Raw genomic sequence first — 14,395 nt, 5'->3', positions numbered from 1 at the left:
TCCCCGTCGCTGTGCCCCCGACCGGGCGGGCAGGCCACAATGAGGCCGATGCGCACTGGACGGAGGGCTCGCCACTGAACACGTTCCGGACCGCTCCCTGGTCCCTCGTTGTCCCCCTCAAGCCCCTGTTGCTGGCCAAGAGCAGGCTCACGCCCTCCTCGGGCGACGCGTTGCGTCCGGGGCTCGCGCTCGCCTTCGCGCTGGACACGGTGGGGGCGGCGCTGGCCTGTCCCGCCGTGCGCGATGTGGTGGTCGTCACGGACGACGGGCCCGCCGGCGCCGCGCTGGCCGCACTGGGAGCGCGAATCACCGCGGATATTCCGGCCGCCGGACTCAACGCAGCGCTGGCGTACGGGGCGGACACGGTGCGGGCCGCGCGGCCCGGCGCGGCCGTCGCCGCGCTGAATGCCGATCTGCCCGCGCTGCGTCCCGCGGAATTGCGGCACGTGCTCGATTACGCGGCCACATTTCCGCGCGCTTTTCTGGCCGACGCGGCCGGAATGGGGACGACGCTGCTGTGCGCGGCCCCCGGTGTGGAATTGGCCCCGGCCTTCGGCGGCGCTTCCAGGGCCCGCCATTCGGCCTCCGGCGCCCGGGAAATCCTGCTGACCGGCGTCGATTCCGTACGCCAGGACGTGGACACCGGGGACGATCTGCGGGCGGCGGTGGAGCTGGGGGTGGGGGTGCGCACGGCGCGGCTCAGCGGGGTCGTCGTGGGCGGACCCCCGCGCGTATAGGGCGTACCGCTCGCGGCTCCCCGCGGCCGGTCGTAGCAACGCCGGTTCGTACCGCGACCGTACGGAGCGCTGCGCGGCCCGGCCCGATACGCTGCCGCCATGCAGGCGACCGCGTTCACGTACGACTCCCAGACCCGCAGCGGCAGTGTGCTGCTCGACGACGGCACCCCGGTGGACTTCGACGCCCCGGCCTTCGACGCGGGCGGCCTGCGGCTGCTGCGGGCGGGGCAGCGGGTGCGGATCGAGGTCGACGGCGAAGGGGAATCCCGGCGCATCACCCTGGTGACGCTCCAGACGTTCTGACTCCCTTGAGCCCGACCGGCCAAGTGCCTGCTGGGGCCGGGCTCCCCCGGACACACCGCGGGCCGGGCTCCCCGGAGGGAGCCCGGCCCGGCGCGTGAGTGCCTCGCTGCCCCTACTTCTTCCTGACAGTGGCCTTCTTGGCGGTGGTCTTGCGCGCCGAGCTCTTCTTGGCGGGCGCGGTCTTCTTGGCGGCGGCGGCCTTCTTGGCCGCGGGTGCCGTCTTCTTGGCCGTGGCGGTGGCCTTCTTGGCCGCCGGAGTGGCCTTCTTGGCCGTCACCGTGGTCTTCTTCGCCGCCGGAGTGGCCTTCTTGGCCGTCACCGTGGTCTTCTTCGCCGCCGGAGTGGCCTTCTTCGCCACAGCGGTGGTCTTCTTGGCGATCGCCTTCTTCGCCGTCGCCTTCTTGGCGGTGGCCTTCTTGGCCGCGGCCTTGGCGGTCGTCCGGGTGGAAGGACCGCCCGAGAGGCTGCCCTTGGGCGCCTTCTTGACGGCCACGTCGTTCTTCGGGAGCTTCTTCGAGCCGCTGACCAGGTCCTTGAAGCCCTGACCCGCGCGGAAGCGCGGCACCGAGGTCTTCTTGACCCGGACCCGCTCACCCGTCTGCGGGTTACGGGCGTACCGGGCCGGACGGTCGACCTTCTCGAACGAACCGAAGCCGGTGACCGACACGCGGTCTCCGGCCACAACTGCACGGACTACCGCGTCGAGTACCGCGTCGACCGCGTCTGCGGCCTGCTGACGGCCGCCGACCTTGTCCGCAATGGCTTCTACGAGCTGCGCCTTGTTCACTGTCTTCCCCTTCGGAGACATTGCCAGAACGAATGTGTTCAAGCTTTTTCGCACGTTAGGCAGATATATACCGCAAATCAAACACGAAACGGGCTAATCACCCTAGTGCCGCAACGAAGTAGACCTTCGGGGAGTTCCAAAGGCCTAGTCGCCTTCAGGGAATCGACCCTCGTCGAGGTCCTTCATCAACCTGTCCAGGCGCCTTGCGGCATCGGTGAGATCATGTTTCGCCGCGGCCGTTATGACCAGCAGCTTCCGGGACAGCGCCATGCGTACGCCCTCCGGGACTTGCAGTGTGCGCACTGCCGTGTGTGCTTCTTTCAATCGGTCCGCGACTGCCACGTAGAGCTCGAGTTGGCTGTCGCGTTCCATGCACCGATTGTGCCATCTGGGGCGAGTTGTCGCCTCCGGCGGGGGCAACTAGCGGAATCGAGGCCTCCAAAAGAGGCCTGTTCGGGGTCCCGGGACGCCTCCATCTCCCCGCTGCGTCAAGGGAGTTGGGGCCGGAACACCCGAATGCCCCCAACCGTGACGGTCGGGGGCACTTGGGTGATGCGAGGGGTCAGACCTGCACGGTACTTGGCTTGAAAGTGGGCCTGCCGGCCTCGTATGCGGCGATGTCCGGCTCGTTCTGGAGGGTGATGCTGATGTCGTCCAGACCGTTGAGCAGTCGCCAGCGGGCATTTTCGTCGAGTTCGAAGTCGGCGGTGATGCCTTCGGCGCGTACCTGGCGGTCTCGGAGGTCCACGGTGATCTCGGCCGTGGGGTCCTCATCGACCAGATCCCAGAGCGCGTCCACGACCTTCTGCTCCAGTACGACCGTGAGCAGGCCGTTCTTGAGCGAGTTGCCCCGGAAGATATCGGCGAACCGGGAGGAGATCACGGTCTTGAAGCCGTAATTCTGCAGCGCCCAGACGGCGTGTTCGCGCGAGGAGCCGGTGCCGAAGTCGGGCCCTGCCACCAGAACCGTGGCGCCCGTGCGCTCCGGGCGGTTGAAGATGAACTGCGGGTCCTTGCGCCAGGCCTCGAAGAGCCCGTCCTCGAAGCCGTCGCGGGTGACCTTCTTCAGCCAGTGGGCCGGGATGATCTGGTCGGTGTCGACGTTGCTGCGGCGCAGCGGGACGGCCCGGCCGGTGTGTGCGGTGAAAGCTTCCATGATTCTCAGACTCCCGCGGGCGTGGGGGCTTGGGACAGATCGGAGGGCGCGGCCAGATGGCCCAGCACCGCGGTGGCGGCGGCGACCTGCGGCGACACCAGGTGCGTTCGGCCGCCCTTGCCCTGCCTGCCCTCGAAGTTGCGGTTGGAGGTCGACGCGCAGCGCTCACCGGGGGCCAGCTGGTCCGGGTTCATGCCCAGACACATCGAGCAGCCCGCGTGCCGCCATTCGGCGCCGGAGGCCGTGAACACCTTGTCCAGGCCCTCCTCGATGGCCTGCAGGGCGACCCGGACCGAGCCGGGGACGACCAGCATGCGTACGCCCTCGGCCACCCTGCGGCCGTCCATGATGGCGGCGGCGACGCGCAGGTCCTCGATACGGCCATTGGTGCAGGAACCTACGAAGACGGTGTCGACGGTGATGTCACGCAGCGCCTGCCCGGCGGTCAACCCCATGTACTCCAGGGCCTTTTCGGCGGCGAAGCGCTCCGAAGCGTCCTCGTACGAAGCGGGGTCGGGGACGTTCTCCGTCAGGGGCGCGCCCTGGCCCGGGTTGGTGCCCCAGGTGACGAACGGGGCCAGTTCGGCGGCGTCGATGAAGACCTCGGCGTCGAAAACGGCGTCGTCGTCGGTGCGCAGGGTCTGCCAGTACGCGACGGCGGCGTCCCAGTCCGCGCCCTGCGGGGCGTGCACCCGGCCCTGGAGGTAGTCGAACGTCGTCCGGTCCGGGGCGATCATTCCGGCCCGCGCGCCCGCTTCGATCGACATGTTGCAGATGGTCATCCGGGCTTCCATCGAGAGTTTCTCGATGGCGGAGCCGCGGTATTCCAGGACGTATCCCTGGCCGCCGCCGGTGCCGATCCTCGCGATGATGGCGAGGATCAGGTCCTTGGCGGTGACGGCGTCGGGCAGTTCGCCCTCGACCGTGATGGCCATGGTCTTCGGCGGGGCCATCGGCAGGGTCTGGGTGGCCAGTACGTGCTCCACCTGCGAGGTGCCGATGCCGAACGCCAGCGCGCCGAACGCGCCGTGGGTGGAGGTGTGGGAGTCGCCGCAGACCACGGTGGTGCCGGGCTGGGTCAGTCCCAGCTGCGGTCCCACCACGTGGACGACGCCCTGCTCGACATCGCCGAGCGAGTGCAGCCGCACACCGAAGTCCGCGCAGTTCTTGCGCAGCGTCTCCAGCTGGATCCGGGAGACCGGGTCGGCGATCGGCTTGTCGATGTCGATCGTCGGGGTGTTGTGGTCCTCGGTCGCGATGGTGAGGTCGAGGCGCCGGACCTGGCGACCGGTCTTGCGCAGGCCGTCGAAGGCCTGCGGGCTGGTCACCTCGTGCAGCAGGTGCAGATCGATGAAGAGGAGGTCGGGCTCGCCCTCCACGTGCCTGACGACGTGGTCGTCCCAGACCTTCTCCGCGAGTGTCCTACCCATCGCTTTCCCTTCGGCCGGCACCTTCGCCGGCCCAACTAGAGATCGGTGCGTCCCCGTCCGGACCCCCGTACAGGACGGTGACGACAGGCCGCTATGCGGCCCCCTGTACAGATTCGCAAGTTCACCGGAAAATTGAACTTGCGTTTCACAGAGTGAGACGCGAGTATCGACGCATGGACAACTCTAGCGGCGTCGGCGTTCTCGACAAGGCGGCTCTGGTACTGAGCGCCCTGGAGTCCGGTCCGGCCACCCTCGCCGGGCTGGTCGCGGCGACCGGGCTCGCACGACCCACGGCGCACCGACTGGCCGTGGCACTGGAACACCACCGCCTGGTGGCGAGGGACATGCAGGGCCGTTTCATTCTCGGCCCCCGGCTGTCCGAGCTCTCGGCCGCGGCGGGCGAGGACCGGCTGCTGGCCACGGCGGGGCCCGTGCTCACGCATCTGCGCGACGTGACCGGCGAGAGCGCCCAGCTCTACCGCCGTCAGGGAGACATGCGGATCTGCGTGGCGGCGGCGGAGCGGCTGTCCGGACTGCGGGACACCGTGCCGGTCGGCTCCACGCTCACCATGAAGGCCGGCTCGTCGGCCCAGATCCTGATGGCCTGGGAGGAGCCCGAACGCCTCCACCGCGGCCTGCAGGGCGCCCGCTTCACGGCGACCGCGCTCTCGGGCGTACGCCGCCGGGGCTGGGCCCAGTCGATCGGCGAACGCGAGCCGGGCGTGGCCTCGGTGTCGGCGCCGGTGCGCGGCCCGTCCAACCGGGTCGTCGCCGCGGTCTCCGTCTCGGGGCCGATCGAGCGGCTGACCCGTCACCCGGGCCGGATGCACGCCCAGGCGATCATCGACTCGGCCGCACGCCTCTCGGAGGCCCTGCGCCGCACCGGCGGCTGAGCGGACGCCTCACAGCCGCTCGGCGTTGCCCGCTCCCGCGTACCGCAGGCGCAGCCGCGGCCGCCCCTCCACGGTCCTGAACTCCACCGACTCGCGGAGATTGCGGATCGGCCAGAGCCCGTCGTCGGGGCCGGCGTCGGCGTCGGGCGGTGCGAACCCGGCCCAGGCGGCCGGGGCCGCCGAGCGCTCGGTGGCGAACAGGTCCCAGGTGAGAATGCCGGGCTCCTCCCAGGTGCACACCCGCGCGTCGGCCGCTTCGCTCGGCCGCCCGCCCCGCTGCCCCCACCGCAGGAGGTGCATCAGCGCCTCGTTGGCGACGATCTGGGCCATCGTCAGCCGCGCGCCCGTCAGGCCCGCGCTCCGCGCCCGGTTTCCGGCGACGACCAACGAGCCGAGCTCCGCGAGCTGTTCGGCCTCCGAGCCGTAGAAGAGGCAGGCGTGGTCCCCGGTCCGCAGATCGGCTGCGGCGACCGTCAGGTACCCGCCTTCGAGGAGTGCCGTGCGCGGATTGTCCTGCCGCCGCGACGGGCTGCGATAGGGCACCGACCGCGGTGTACATGCGAGAAGGCCCCCCGCTGAGCGGAGAGCCTTCTTCTGTACGTACCCCCGACCGGATTCGAACCGGCGCTACCGCCTTGAGAGGGCGGCGTGCTAGGCCGCTACACAACGGGGGCCTTGCAGAACCTGATCTGCGAGCTGGGCTACCAGGACTCGAACCTAGACTAAGGGAACCAGAAACCCTCGTGCTGCCAATTACACCATAGCCCATGGTGGTATAGACCATTACGGTCCGTTTGGTTCGATGGAACCAGTACCCCCGACCGGATTCGAACCGGCGCTACCGCCTTGAGAGGGCGGCGTGCTAGGCCGCTACACAACGGGGGCCTTGGCGATCCCTACGTCACCGCATCCAGGTGCGACCCGGAGGCGGTGGAAAGATAAGGATCTGTACCCCCGACCGGATTCGAACCGGCGCTACCGCCTTGAGAGGGCGGCGTGCTAGGCCGCTACACAACGGGGGCCTTGCAGATGAGCTCTGCGAGCTGGGCTACCAGGACTCGAACCTAGACTAAGGGAACCAGAAACCCTCGTGCTGCCAATTACACCATAGCCCACCAAAACTCAACCCCCTGATGGGGGTTTGTTTGGTGTGCGCTGCCCTCCCGGGCCTTTCGGACCTCTTGAGCGGCGCAGGAAGAACATTACCCGAAGGTGGACGGCGCTCCAAAACGTGTATTGCCACGCAGCAGGCCGGGAAGCTGGTCGAGGCCGGTGATGCGCGCGAGTTCGGGACGGCCGCCGTGTCCGCCGCGGTCGAGCCAGATGCCCGACAGGCCCGCCTCGTCGGCGCCACGGGCGTCGATGTCCGGCTGGTCACCGACGTACGCGACCTCGCCAGGCGGCAGCGCCAGCGCGTCACAGGCGGCGTGGAAGGCCTCCGCGGCGGGCTTGGACACCCCGAGTTCGGCGGCGCACAGCAGGGCCTCGAAGCGGTCGCGCACGCCCAGGACGCGGAGCTTGCGGTCCTGGTTGTGGACGCTGGAGTTCGACAGGACGGCGTGGCGGTAGTCCGCCGCCAGCAGGTCCAGCGCCGGGAGAGTGTCGGGGAACAGCTTCCAGGCGGCCTCGTAGTGGGCGACGTACCGCTTGAACCAGGCGTCCGCCTCGGTGTCGGTCAGCCCTCGCCCCAGGAAGACGCGCACGCGCTCGCGGCGCTGGTCCTCGAAGGTCGCCTCGCCTGCGGCGAAGCGGAGCCACTGGGCCTCGGTGATCTCGCGCCAGCGGGCCAGGGCCTGCTCGGCGGACTCCGCGGACACCACCTCGCCGAGCAGCGCCTCGGCCCTGAGGTGGTCGCGCATACCGGCGCGGTCGGCGCTCGCGTAGTCGAAGATCGTGTCGTCGATGTCCCAGACAACTGCGCGGATCGGCATGGATACGAACCTTCCGGTCATGCGGCGTCCCGCCGCTGGGGGGGTGTCTACCCGACACCCGGCCCCCGAAAGCGCCGCGGGGCCCGTGAGCCGAGTGGCTCACGGGCCCCGCGGGGCGTCGTACGACTACGGGTTACGCGGCCAGTTTGGCCAGGGCCGCGTCGATCCGGACCAGGGTCTTCTCCTTGCCCAGGATCTCCAGGGACTCGAAGAGCGGCAGGCCGACCGTGCGTCCGGTGACCGCGACGCGGACCGGGGCCTGCGCCTTGCCGAGCTTGAGGCCGTGCGCCTCGCCGGCGGCCAGGACGGCCTCCTTGAGGGCCTCGGCGCTGGACCAGTCCGCCGCTTCCAGCTTGGCGCGGGCGGTGGTGAGGAGCGCTGCCGGCTCGCCCTTCATCGCCTTCGCCCAGGACACCTCGTCGTGGAAGGGCTCGTCGAGGAAGAGGAAGTCGACGTTGGCCGTGATGTCCGAGAGGACCTGCAGCCGGGTCTGGGCGTGCGGGGCGATCGCTTCCCAGGCCACCTGGTCGAAGGCCTCGGGGGACCAGTTCGCGAACGGGGCCCGCAGCCAGGGGGTGCACGCCTCGGCGAACGCCTTCACATCGAGCATGCGGATGTGGTCGGCGTTGATCGCCTCGGCCTTCTTCAGGTCGAAGCGGGCCGGGTTGGCGTTGACGTCCGCGATGTCGAACTTCTCGATGAGCTGGGCCACCGTGAAGACGTCCTCGTCCGCCGAGAACGACCAGCCCAGGAGGGAGAGGTAGTTCAGCAGGCCCTCGGGGAGGAAACCGCGCTCCCGGTAGAGGTTCAGGGACGCCTCGGGGTCGCGCTTGGAGAGCTTCTTGTTGCCCTCGCCCATGACGTACGGCAGGTGGCCGAAGACCGGCACGTACTTGGCGAGGCCCAGCTCGATGAGGGCCTTGTAAAGCGCGACCTGGCGGGGGGTGGAGGACAGCAGGTCCTCACCGCGCAGGACGTGGGTGATCTCCATCAGGGCGTCGTCGACCGGGTTGACGAGCGTGTACAGCGGGGCGCCGTTGGCACGCACGATGCCGAAGTCGGGGACGTTCTCCGGGGTGAAGGTCAGCTCGCCGCGCACCAGGTCGGTGAAGGTGATCGGCTCGTCGGGCATCCGGAAGCGGACGATCGAGGGGCGGCCCTCGGCCTTGTACGCCTCGACCTGCCCGGCGCCGAGGTCACGGCAGTGACCGTCGTAGCCGGACGGACGGCCGGCGGCGCGGGCCGCGGCGCGGCGCTCGTCGAGCTCGGGCGCGCTGCAGTAGCAGTCGTACGCGTGCCCGGCGTCCTGGAGCTTCTTCGCGATGTCCGCGTAGATGTCCATGCGCTCGGACTGGCGGTAGGGGGCGTGCGGGCCGCCGATCTCGGGGCCCTCGTCCCAGTCGAGACCGAGCCAGCGCATCGAGTCGAGCAGCTGGTTGTACGACTCCTCGGAGTCGCGCGCGGCGTCGGTGTCCTCGATGCGGAAGACCATGGTGCCGCCGGTGTGCCGGGCGAACGCCCAGTTGAACAGGGCGGTGCGGACCAGACCCACGTGCGGGTTGCCGGTCGGCGAGGGACAGAAACGGACACGGACCGAGGGGGGGGTTGCGCTAGCCACGCTTGATCACCTTATTGGTGAGAGTGCCGATGCCTTCGATGGTGACGGCGACCTCGTCGCCGACGTTCAGGGGTCCGACACCCGCGGGGGTGCCGGTGAGGATGACGTCGCCCGGGAGCAGCGTCATGGCCTCGGTGATGTGGACGATCAGGTCCTCCACTGAGCGGACCATCTCGCTGGTGCGTCCGAGCTGGCGCTGTTCGCCGTTGACCGTGCACTGGATCGTGAGGTCGCCGGGGTCGAGGTCGGTCTCCACCCAGGGGCCGAGCGGGCAGGAGCCGTCGAAGCCCTTGGCGCGGGCCCACTGCTTCTCGCGTGCCTGCACGTCGCGTGCGGTGATGTCGTTGGCGCAGGTGTAGCCGAAGATGACGTCCTTGACGCGCTCGCGCGGGACCTCGCGGCACATCCGGCCGATGACCACGGCCAGCTCGGCCTCGTGGTGCAGGTCGCTGGAGAAGGACGGGTAGCCGATCTCCCCGCCGGGGCCGATCACCGAGGTGGACGGCTTGAGGAAGGTGATGGCGACGTCGGGCACCTCGTTGCCGAGCTCCGCCGCGTGCTCCGCGTAGTTGCGGCCGACGGCCACAACCTTGCTGGGGAGCACTGGCGGCAGGAGGCGGACCTTGCTCAGCGGGACCTTGACCCCGGAGAGCTCGAAGTCTCCGTACGGGACGCCCTTGATGATGTCGAGGACGAGATCGGCCCCGGCGCCCGGGGCGCTGTCGCCCTCGACCGCGCCGAAGGCGACATTGCCGTCGATGGAGAACCTGGCGATGCGCACGGGATGGTGCCGCCCCTCACTGCTTACTGGACTGGCCGACTGGCCGGAGACTGACGCTCCAGGCTAACGCGACCGACGGCTCCCACCTCTCGTACTGCCGGGCGTCGCCTATGCGGCGGGGGCGTCCATCAGAGCGGGCGCGTCCATCAGGATGGTGCGCCGGGGGTTGGCCGTCACGGCGGGGAGGTCGACGGTGTGCTCCGGCTGCTCGGCGCGCTGCAGGTCCGTGGAGTCGGCGAGGTGCATCAGCGTGGTGCGCCGGGGGTTGGCAATGTTGCGGAACATCGTCGTCGTCTTCATCTGGTGCTGTGACCCTGTCCGTACGGGCGCCCTGGGCGCGCTGATTGTCGGTTTCGCCATCCCTGTAAAGGGTCAGGCTAAACATCCAATTCCCCGCCAAAGGCGGGAAGCTTCAGAGATCTACGTGTGAGTTTGCTCACGAGATGACCAGCATATCGACCATTTCGGTCAGACGAGAGTGCGGAAGGAAGCGGACATTCCCCCACTGAAGGCTTCATTCTGCTCCTGATCATCTCGACCCAGACACCCCCTCCCCCTAAGGGACTCGTACCGTTACACCCCTTTTCTCCATGAACTCTTTCTACGTCTGGTTACTCGGCACTCACACCGTGTCACCCAGGTCACAGCACGACACGCGGGCCTTGTTGGAGATCCTGCACTGTGCTGGAATTCCACGGACCGCCGCGAGACTTCAAACCGGCGCGCAGGGCGCAACGCAGCGCCGAGTGGCGGCGAGAAGGGGAAGAAGCGCCGGTCACTCACGACCACCCATGGGGTTGTTCAGTACCCCACGACTCGACACCGTTTCGCCGTTCACGCGGAGGAACGCCTGGTCCAGAGGTTGCGACGCTAGTGCAGGGACGTTTCAAGAGGGATGGCAGCGCTGCGGCGGAGCAGGAGCCGCGCGGCGGGAACGACCGCGGATCCTCACCCCAGCACGCCCAGAATCAGGGACCGGCTTCGGTTGGCGACGGCGGCGCGCGTTCCGGGAATCAGGGCGGCGGTGAGCCGGCGACCGGCAAGAAGGTCAAGGACCCCACTTCCACGGGCTCACGAATAGCCCTGCGCAACTGGCGCATCAGCACCCGTCTGGTGTCCCTGCTGGCTCTGCCCGTGGTCGCAGCGACCACGCTCGGCGGGGTCCGTATCAACGAGTCCATGAACGACATGGAGCAGCTGGAGCACATGCAGCTGCTGACCGAGATGACCAAGCAGGCGACGGAACTCGCCGCCGCGCTCCAGGAGGAGCGCGACAGGTCGGCCGGCCCGCTCTCCAACGGCACCAGCCCCGCCGACTTCAAGGTCAAGGGTCCGCGCGAGAAGACCGACCGGGCCAAGGACGCCTTCCTCGTCGGCACCCAGAACATCGACGCGGGCAACGACGAGAGCCTCCAGAGCATCCGGGGCAGCCTCCTGGAGATCGCCGGGCGGCTCAGCTCGATCCGGCAGATCCGTGAGAGCGCCTACCAGGACAACGCCACCACCTCGCAGACGGTCAACAACTACAGCCAGCTGATCAACTCGCTGCTGAGCCTCTCGCAGGACATGGCGCAGGCCACCTCCAACCCCGAGATGATCAAGCGCACGCGCGCGCTGTCGGCCTTCTCATCGGCCAAGGAGTTCGCCTCCATCCAGCGCGCGATCATCGCCGCCGCCCTGCCACCCAACAAGAAGGACAAGGGCAACCTGGAGGAGAGCGACCGTCTCTTCGCCAAGTCGGCGATGGAGAGCGAGAACGCCGCGCGCAAGTCCTTCAACCAGGTCTACGCGGGCAACGCAGAAGAGCTCACCGCCCCGCTGGACACCGGTAACCCGGAGATCACGGCCGCCGACAAGTACGCCCAGCGCGTGCTCGCGACGCCGACCGGTCTGGAGAGCCAGCCGCAGCGCCGCTCGTACATGGACTGGACCGACCAGGACTCCAACAAGATCCAGTCGATGAAGACCATCGAGGCCACGCTGCTCAACGAGATGGAGCAGAAGGCCCGCCAGCTGCGCGAGGACTCGCAGCAGGACGCGATCATCAACGGTGCGCTGATCCTGCTCGTTCTCGGCGTCTCGCTCGTCGGCGCGTTCGTCGTGGCCCGCTCCATGATCCGCTCGCTGCGCCGGCTCCAGGACACGGCCACCACCGTCGCCCAGGAACGTCTGCCCGAGCTCGTCAGGCAGCTCTCCGAGGCCGACCCGCAGGACGTCGACACGTCCGTGGAGTCCGTCGGTGTGCACTCCAGGGACGAGATCGGCCAGGTGGCCGCGGCCTTCGACGACGTGCACCGCGAGGCGGTCCGACTGGCCGCCGAGCAGGCGCTGCTGCGAGGCAACGTCAACGCGATGTTCACCAACCTCTCGCGCCGCAGCCAGGGCCTCATCCAGCGCCAGCTCTCGCTCATCTCCGAGCTGGAGGCGCGCGAGGCCGACCCGGACCAGCTGTCCTCACTCTTCAAGCTCGACCACCTCGCGACCCGCATGCGCCGTAACGGCGAAAACCTCCTGGTCCTCGCGGGCGAGGAGCCGGGTCGCCGGTGGACCCGCCCCGTCCCGCTGGTCGACGTGCTGCGTGCCGCCGCCTCCGAGGTGGAGCAGTACGAGCGCATCGAGCTGACCGGGGTGCCGACCACCGAGGTCGCGGGCCGCGTGGTCAACGACCTCGTGCACCTGCTCGCCGAGCTCCTGGAGAACGCCACGTCGTTCTCGTCGCCGCAGACCAAGGTGAAGGTCACCGGCCACGCGCTGCCGGACGGGCGGGTGCTGGTCGAGGTCCACGACACCGGTATCGGCCTCTCTCCCGAGGACCTCGCGGCGATCAACGAGCGGCTCGCCTCCCCGCCCACCGTGGATGTCTCGGTGTCGCGGCGCATGGGCCTGTTCGTGGTCGGCCGCCTGTCCCTGCGACACGGCATCCGGATCCAGCTGCGCCCGTCCGACTCCGGCGGCACGACCGCGCTGGTCATGCTCCCCGTCGATGTCGCCCAGGGCGGCAAGCAGGTCCCGGGCAAGCCCGGTCCGCCCGCGCAGGCCCAGATGAGCGGTCCCGGCGGCCGTCAGGCGGCGGCCCAGGCCGCGGTCGGCGCCCCGCCCCGGCCCGGACTCGGTGGCGGCTCCGCCCCCGCGCCCCGGCTCGGCGCCGGTCCCAGTGCGGGACGCGGTCAGGTCGCGGGCTCCGGTCCGCGGGCCGCGCTGCCCGGCCGCGAGGGTGCTCAGGGTCAGCAGGGCGGCCCCGGTCAGTCCGGTGGCAGGCACAGCCAGGGCAGTCAGAACGGCGGCCTCGCGAGCGCCTTCGGCGGCGGCAGGCAGAGCGGCGGCAACCGGGAGCGTCCCGAGGCGCGGCAGAACGGCCTTCAGCAGGGCGGCCCGGCCGCGCCCGACCAGGGCCGTCCGCAGCAGCAGCTGCCGCCCCGCAGCGGCCCGCGCGCCGAGCTTCCCGGCGGCAGCGGCGGCTCCTCCGTCCCGCAGCAGCCGCGTCAGTCGCGTCCGCAGACCACCAGCTGGGGCAACGACCAGCCGCGTGGCCACGAAGAGGCGGAGAACACCGGTCAGCACACCCGCCCCGGGGCGGACGACCGGCAGGGACCCGGCGCCACCGCCGAGTTCCAGCGCCCGGACTTCAACGCCCCGCCGCCCGGCTCGTCCTCCCCCGCCGGATCCCCGTCGGGCGGCCTCTTCGAGCGGTCCGACGTACGCGGTCCGGTGGACCCCTCGTCCATCGATCAGTTCGCCGGGCCCGAGGCGCACGGACCGCAGGGCAACAGCGGCACCGGCCAGTTCGAGCGGCCCCAGCCGCAGTACGGTCCGCAGGACTCCTCGAACACCGGTCAGTTCAGGAGGCCCGAGGCCAACGGCCAGCAAAGCAACGGCCAGCAGGGCAACGGCGGCACCGGCCAGTTCGAGCGCCCCCAGCAGTACGGCGCCCAGGACGCGGCCGCCACCGCGCAGTTCTCCCGGCCGGACTTCGACGCACCGCAGCCGGCCGACCCGGCGAGTGCGTACGGCAGGCCCGGTCAGCAGGACCGAGGGCAGGGTCACGACCAGAACCAGGGCCGCCCCCAGGGCCTCGGCCCCGTCGCCCCGCTGCGGCCCGGTCGCGAGAACACCGATCACACGGTGCCGCGTCCGCCCGCCGCGAGCCTGCCTCCGCAGCCCGTGCAGCACGAGCTGCCGCCCGCCGCCGTTCCCGGTGACGGACGTACACCGCTCTTCGACAGCCTTGAGTCGAACTGGTTCCGGGGTCCGCAGGGCGAGCAGCAGGACGCCCCGCAGGCACCCGTCGTACCGCAGCAGCCTCAGCAGCAGGCCCCGCGGCCCGCGCAGCAGGCACCCGCTCCGCCGATGCCGCAGCGCGCCCAGTCGCGCGAAACGGGCGTCCCGAACAGCACCACCACCGGTACCAACCACAGCGTCACCAACGGTACGAACGCCACCAACGGCGCCTCCTGGCGCACCTCGCCGAACGACGAACTCGTACGGCAGGCCGAGCGGGTCAAGAAGCCCGCAGCCGGCGGTGTCACCACCTCGGGTCTGCCGCGTCGCGTACCGCGCGCCAATCTGGTGCCCGGTACCGCGCAGCAGCAGAACCACCAGACCGGTCCGCAGGTATCGCGTGCGCCTGATGACGTACGCGGTCGGCTGACCAATCTTCGTCGGGGTATCCAGCAGGGTCGCCAGGCCGGCAACGGCAACGGCTCATCGACTGGCAGCTTCAACATTGACCCCTCTCACCAGCAGGAGCATTAGTTGAGTC

13 protein-coding genes and 5 tRNA genes are annotated in these 14,395 nt (G+C 69.8%); 4 read left to right on the top strand and 14 right to left on the bottom strand.

Features of this window, described 5'->3' with window-relative positions; translation table 11 throughout:
• Positions 1–74 precede the first annotated feature (74 nt).
• Together cofC and QMK30_RS04180 are read left to right on the top strand one after the other, a co-directional pair.
• Positions 75–737 (top strand): 2-phospho-L-lactate guanylyltransferase, encoded by a 663-nt coding sequence (gene cofC / locus QMK30_RS04185; RefSeq protein ID WP_283515878.1) that lies wholly within the window; start codon positions 75–77, stop codon positions 735–737.
• 99 nt (positions 738–836) lie between these two features.
• The gene (locus QMK30_RS04180) at positions 837–1,040 is read left to right on the top strand and encodes a hypothetical protein (RefSeq protein WP_283515760.1); all 204 of its coding nucleotides are present in this window, start codon (positions 837–839) and stop codon (positions 1,038–1,040) included.
• A 112-nt stretch (positions 1,041–1,152) separates the two neighbouring features.
• Here QMK30_RS04180 and QMK30_RS04175 read toward each other — a convergent pair whose 3' ends face one another.
• From QMK30_RS04175 to leuC, 4 genes are all read right to left on the bottom strand, one after another.
• On the bottom strand, positions 1,153–1,827 hold the full coding sequence (locus QMK30_RS04175) for an HU family DNA-binding protein (protein ID WP_283515759.1): 675 nt from the start codon (positions 1,825–1,827) through the stop codon (positions 1,153–1,155).
• 144 nt (positions 1,828–1,971) lie between these two features.
• The gene (locus tag QMK30_RS04170; protein ID WP_283515758.1) at positions 1,972–2,199 is read right to left on the bottom strand and encodes an SCO5555 family protein; all 228 of its coding nucleotides are present in this window, start codon (positions 2,197–2,199) and stop codon (positions 1,972–1,974) included.
• Positions 2,200–2,389: 190 nt separating this feature from the next.
• Entirely contained in the window at positions 2,390–2,983 is a 594-nt protein-coding gene (leuD, locus tag QMK30_RS04165) for a 3-isopropylmalate dehydratase small subunit (RefSeq protein WP_283515757.1), read from the bottom strand.
• Between the two features lie 5 nt (positions 2,984–2,988).
• The gene (gene leuC / locus QMK30_RS04160; RefSeq protein WP_283515756.1) at positions 2,989–4,413 is read right to left on the bottom strand and encodes a 3-isopropylmalate dehydratase large subunit; all 1,425 of its coding nucleotides are present in this window, start codon (positions 4,411–4,413) and stop codon (positions 2,989–2,991) included.
• A 173-nt stretch (positions 4,414–4,586) separates the two neighbouring features.
• Between leuC and ndgR the strand changes: the two genes are divergently transcribed.
• A complete protein-coding gene (gene ndgR / locus QMK30_RS04155) occupies positions 4,587–5,306 on the top strand; it encodes an IclR family transcriptional regulator NdgR (protein ID WP_283515755.1) in 720 nt (239 codons plus the stop codon).
• 9 nt (positions 5,307–5,315) lie between these two features.
• Here ndgR and QMK30_RS04150 read toward each other — a convergent pair whose 3' ends face one another.
• The 10 genes from QMK30_RS04150 to QMK30_RS04105 all read right to left on the bottom strand — a co-directional run bounded on the left by QMK30_RS04150 (position 5,316) and on the right by QMK30_RS04105 (position 9,936).
• A complete protein-coding gene (locus QMK30_RS04150; protein ID WP_283515754.1) occupies positions 5,316–5,849 on the bottom strand; it encodes a hypothetical protein in 534 nt (177 codons plus the stop codon).
• Positions 5,850–5,907: 58 nt separating this feature from the next.
• Positions 5,908–5,980 (bottom strand) — tRNA-Glu (locus tag QMK30_RS04145).
• A 22-nt stretch (positions 5,981–6,002) separates the two neighbouring features.
• A tRNA-Gln gene (locus QMK30_RS04140) sits at positions 6,003–6,074 on the bottom strand.
• Between the two features lie 44 nt (positions 6,075–6,118).
• Positions 6,119–6,191: transfer RNA gene (locus QMK30_RS04135), tRNA-Glu, on the bottom strand.
• A gap of 64 nt (positions 6,192–6,255) precedes the next feature.
• A tRNA-Glu gene (locus tag QMK30_RS04130) sits at positions 6,256–6,328 on the bottom strand.
• Between the two features lie 21 nt (positions 6,329–6,349).
• Positions 6,350–6,421 (bottom strand) — tRNA-Gln (locus QMK30_RS04125).
• Positions 6,422–6,508: 87 nt separating this feature from the next.
• Positions 6,509–7,237 (bottom strand): HAD family hydrolase, encoded by a 729-nt coding sequence (locus QMK30_RS04120; protein ID WP_283515753.1) that lies wholly within the window; start codon positions 7,235–7,237, stop codon positions 6,509–6,511.
• Positions 7,238–7,370: 133 nt separating this feature from the next.
• Positions 7,371–8,855, bottom strand: a complete 1,485-nt coding sequence (gltX, locus tag QMK30_RS04115; protein ID WP_283515752.1) for a glutamate--tRNA ligase — start codon at positions 8,853–8,855, stop codon at positions 7,371–7,373.
• Positions 8,848–9,636, bottom strand: a complete 789-nt coding sequence (locus tag QMK30_RS04110; RefSeq protein ID WP_283515751.1) for a fumarylacetoacetate hydrolase family protein — start codon at positions 9,634–9,636, stop codon at positions 8,848–8,850. Before QMK30_RS04110 ends, gltX begins: the two co-directional genes overlap by 8 nt.
• A 108-nt stretch (positions 9,637–9,744) precedes the next feature.
• A complete protein-coding gene (locus QMK30_RS04105) occupies positions 9,745–9,936 on the bottom strand; it encodes a hypothetical protein (RefSeq protein WP_283515877.1) in 192 nt (63 codons plus the stop codon).
• A 573-nt stretch (positions 9,937–10,509) separates the two neighbouring features.
• Between QMK30_RS04105 and QMK30_RS04100 the strand changes: the two genes are divergently transcribed.
• Entirely contained in the window at positions 10,510–14,388 is a 3,879-nt protein-coding gene (locus QMK30_RS04100; RefSeq protein ID WP_283515750.1) for a nitrate- and nitrite sensing domain-containing protein, read from the top strand.
• The last annotated feature ends 7 nt before the right edge of the window (positions 14,389–14,395 follow it).

The sequence above is a fragment of the Streptomyces sp. H27-C3 genome (assembly GCF_030063415.1).
Taxonomy (GTDB): Bacteria; Actinomycetota; Actinomycetes; order Streptomycetales; family Streptomycetaceae; genus Streptomyces.
The sequence above is the reverse complement of the archived record's forward strand: the minus strand, read 5'-3'. Positions and strand labels throughout refer to the sequence as shown.

Bases quoted from the DNA above. Each gene is read 5' to 3' on its own strand.
- QMK30_RS04180 (WP_283515760.1), top strand. From the start codon at position 837: ATGCAGGCGACCGCGTTCACGTACGACTCCCAGACCCGCAGCGGCAGT.
- QMK30_RS04170 (WP_283515758.1), bottom strand. From the start codon at position 2,199: ATGGAACGCGACAGCCAACTCGAGCTCTACGTGGCAGTCGCGGACCGA.
- leuD (WP_283515757.1), bottom strand. From the start codon at position 2,983: ATGGAAGCTTTCACCGCACACACCGGCCGGGCCGTCCCGCTGCGCCGC.
- leuC (WP_283515756.1), bottom strand. From the start codon at position 4,413: ATGGGTAGGACACTCGCGGAGAAGGTCTGGGACGACCACGTCGTCAGG.
- ndgR (WP_283515755.1), top strand. From the start codon at position 4,587: ATGGACAACTCTAGCGGCGTCGGCGTTCTCGACAAGGCGGCTCTGGTA.
- QMK30_RS04120 (WP_283515753.1), bottom strand. From the start codon at position 7,237: ATGCCGATCCGCGCAGTTGTCTGGGACATCGACGACACGATCTTCGAC.
- QMK30_RS04105 (WP_283515877.1), bottom strand. From the start codon at position 9,936: ATGAAGACGACGACGATGTTCCGCAACATTGCCAACCCCCGGCGCACC.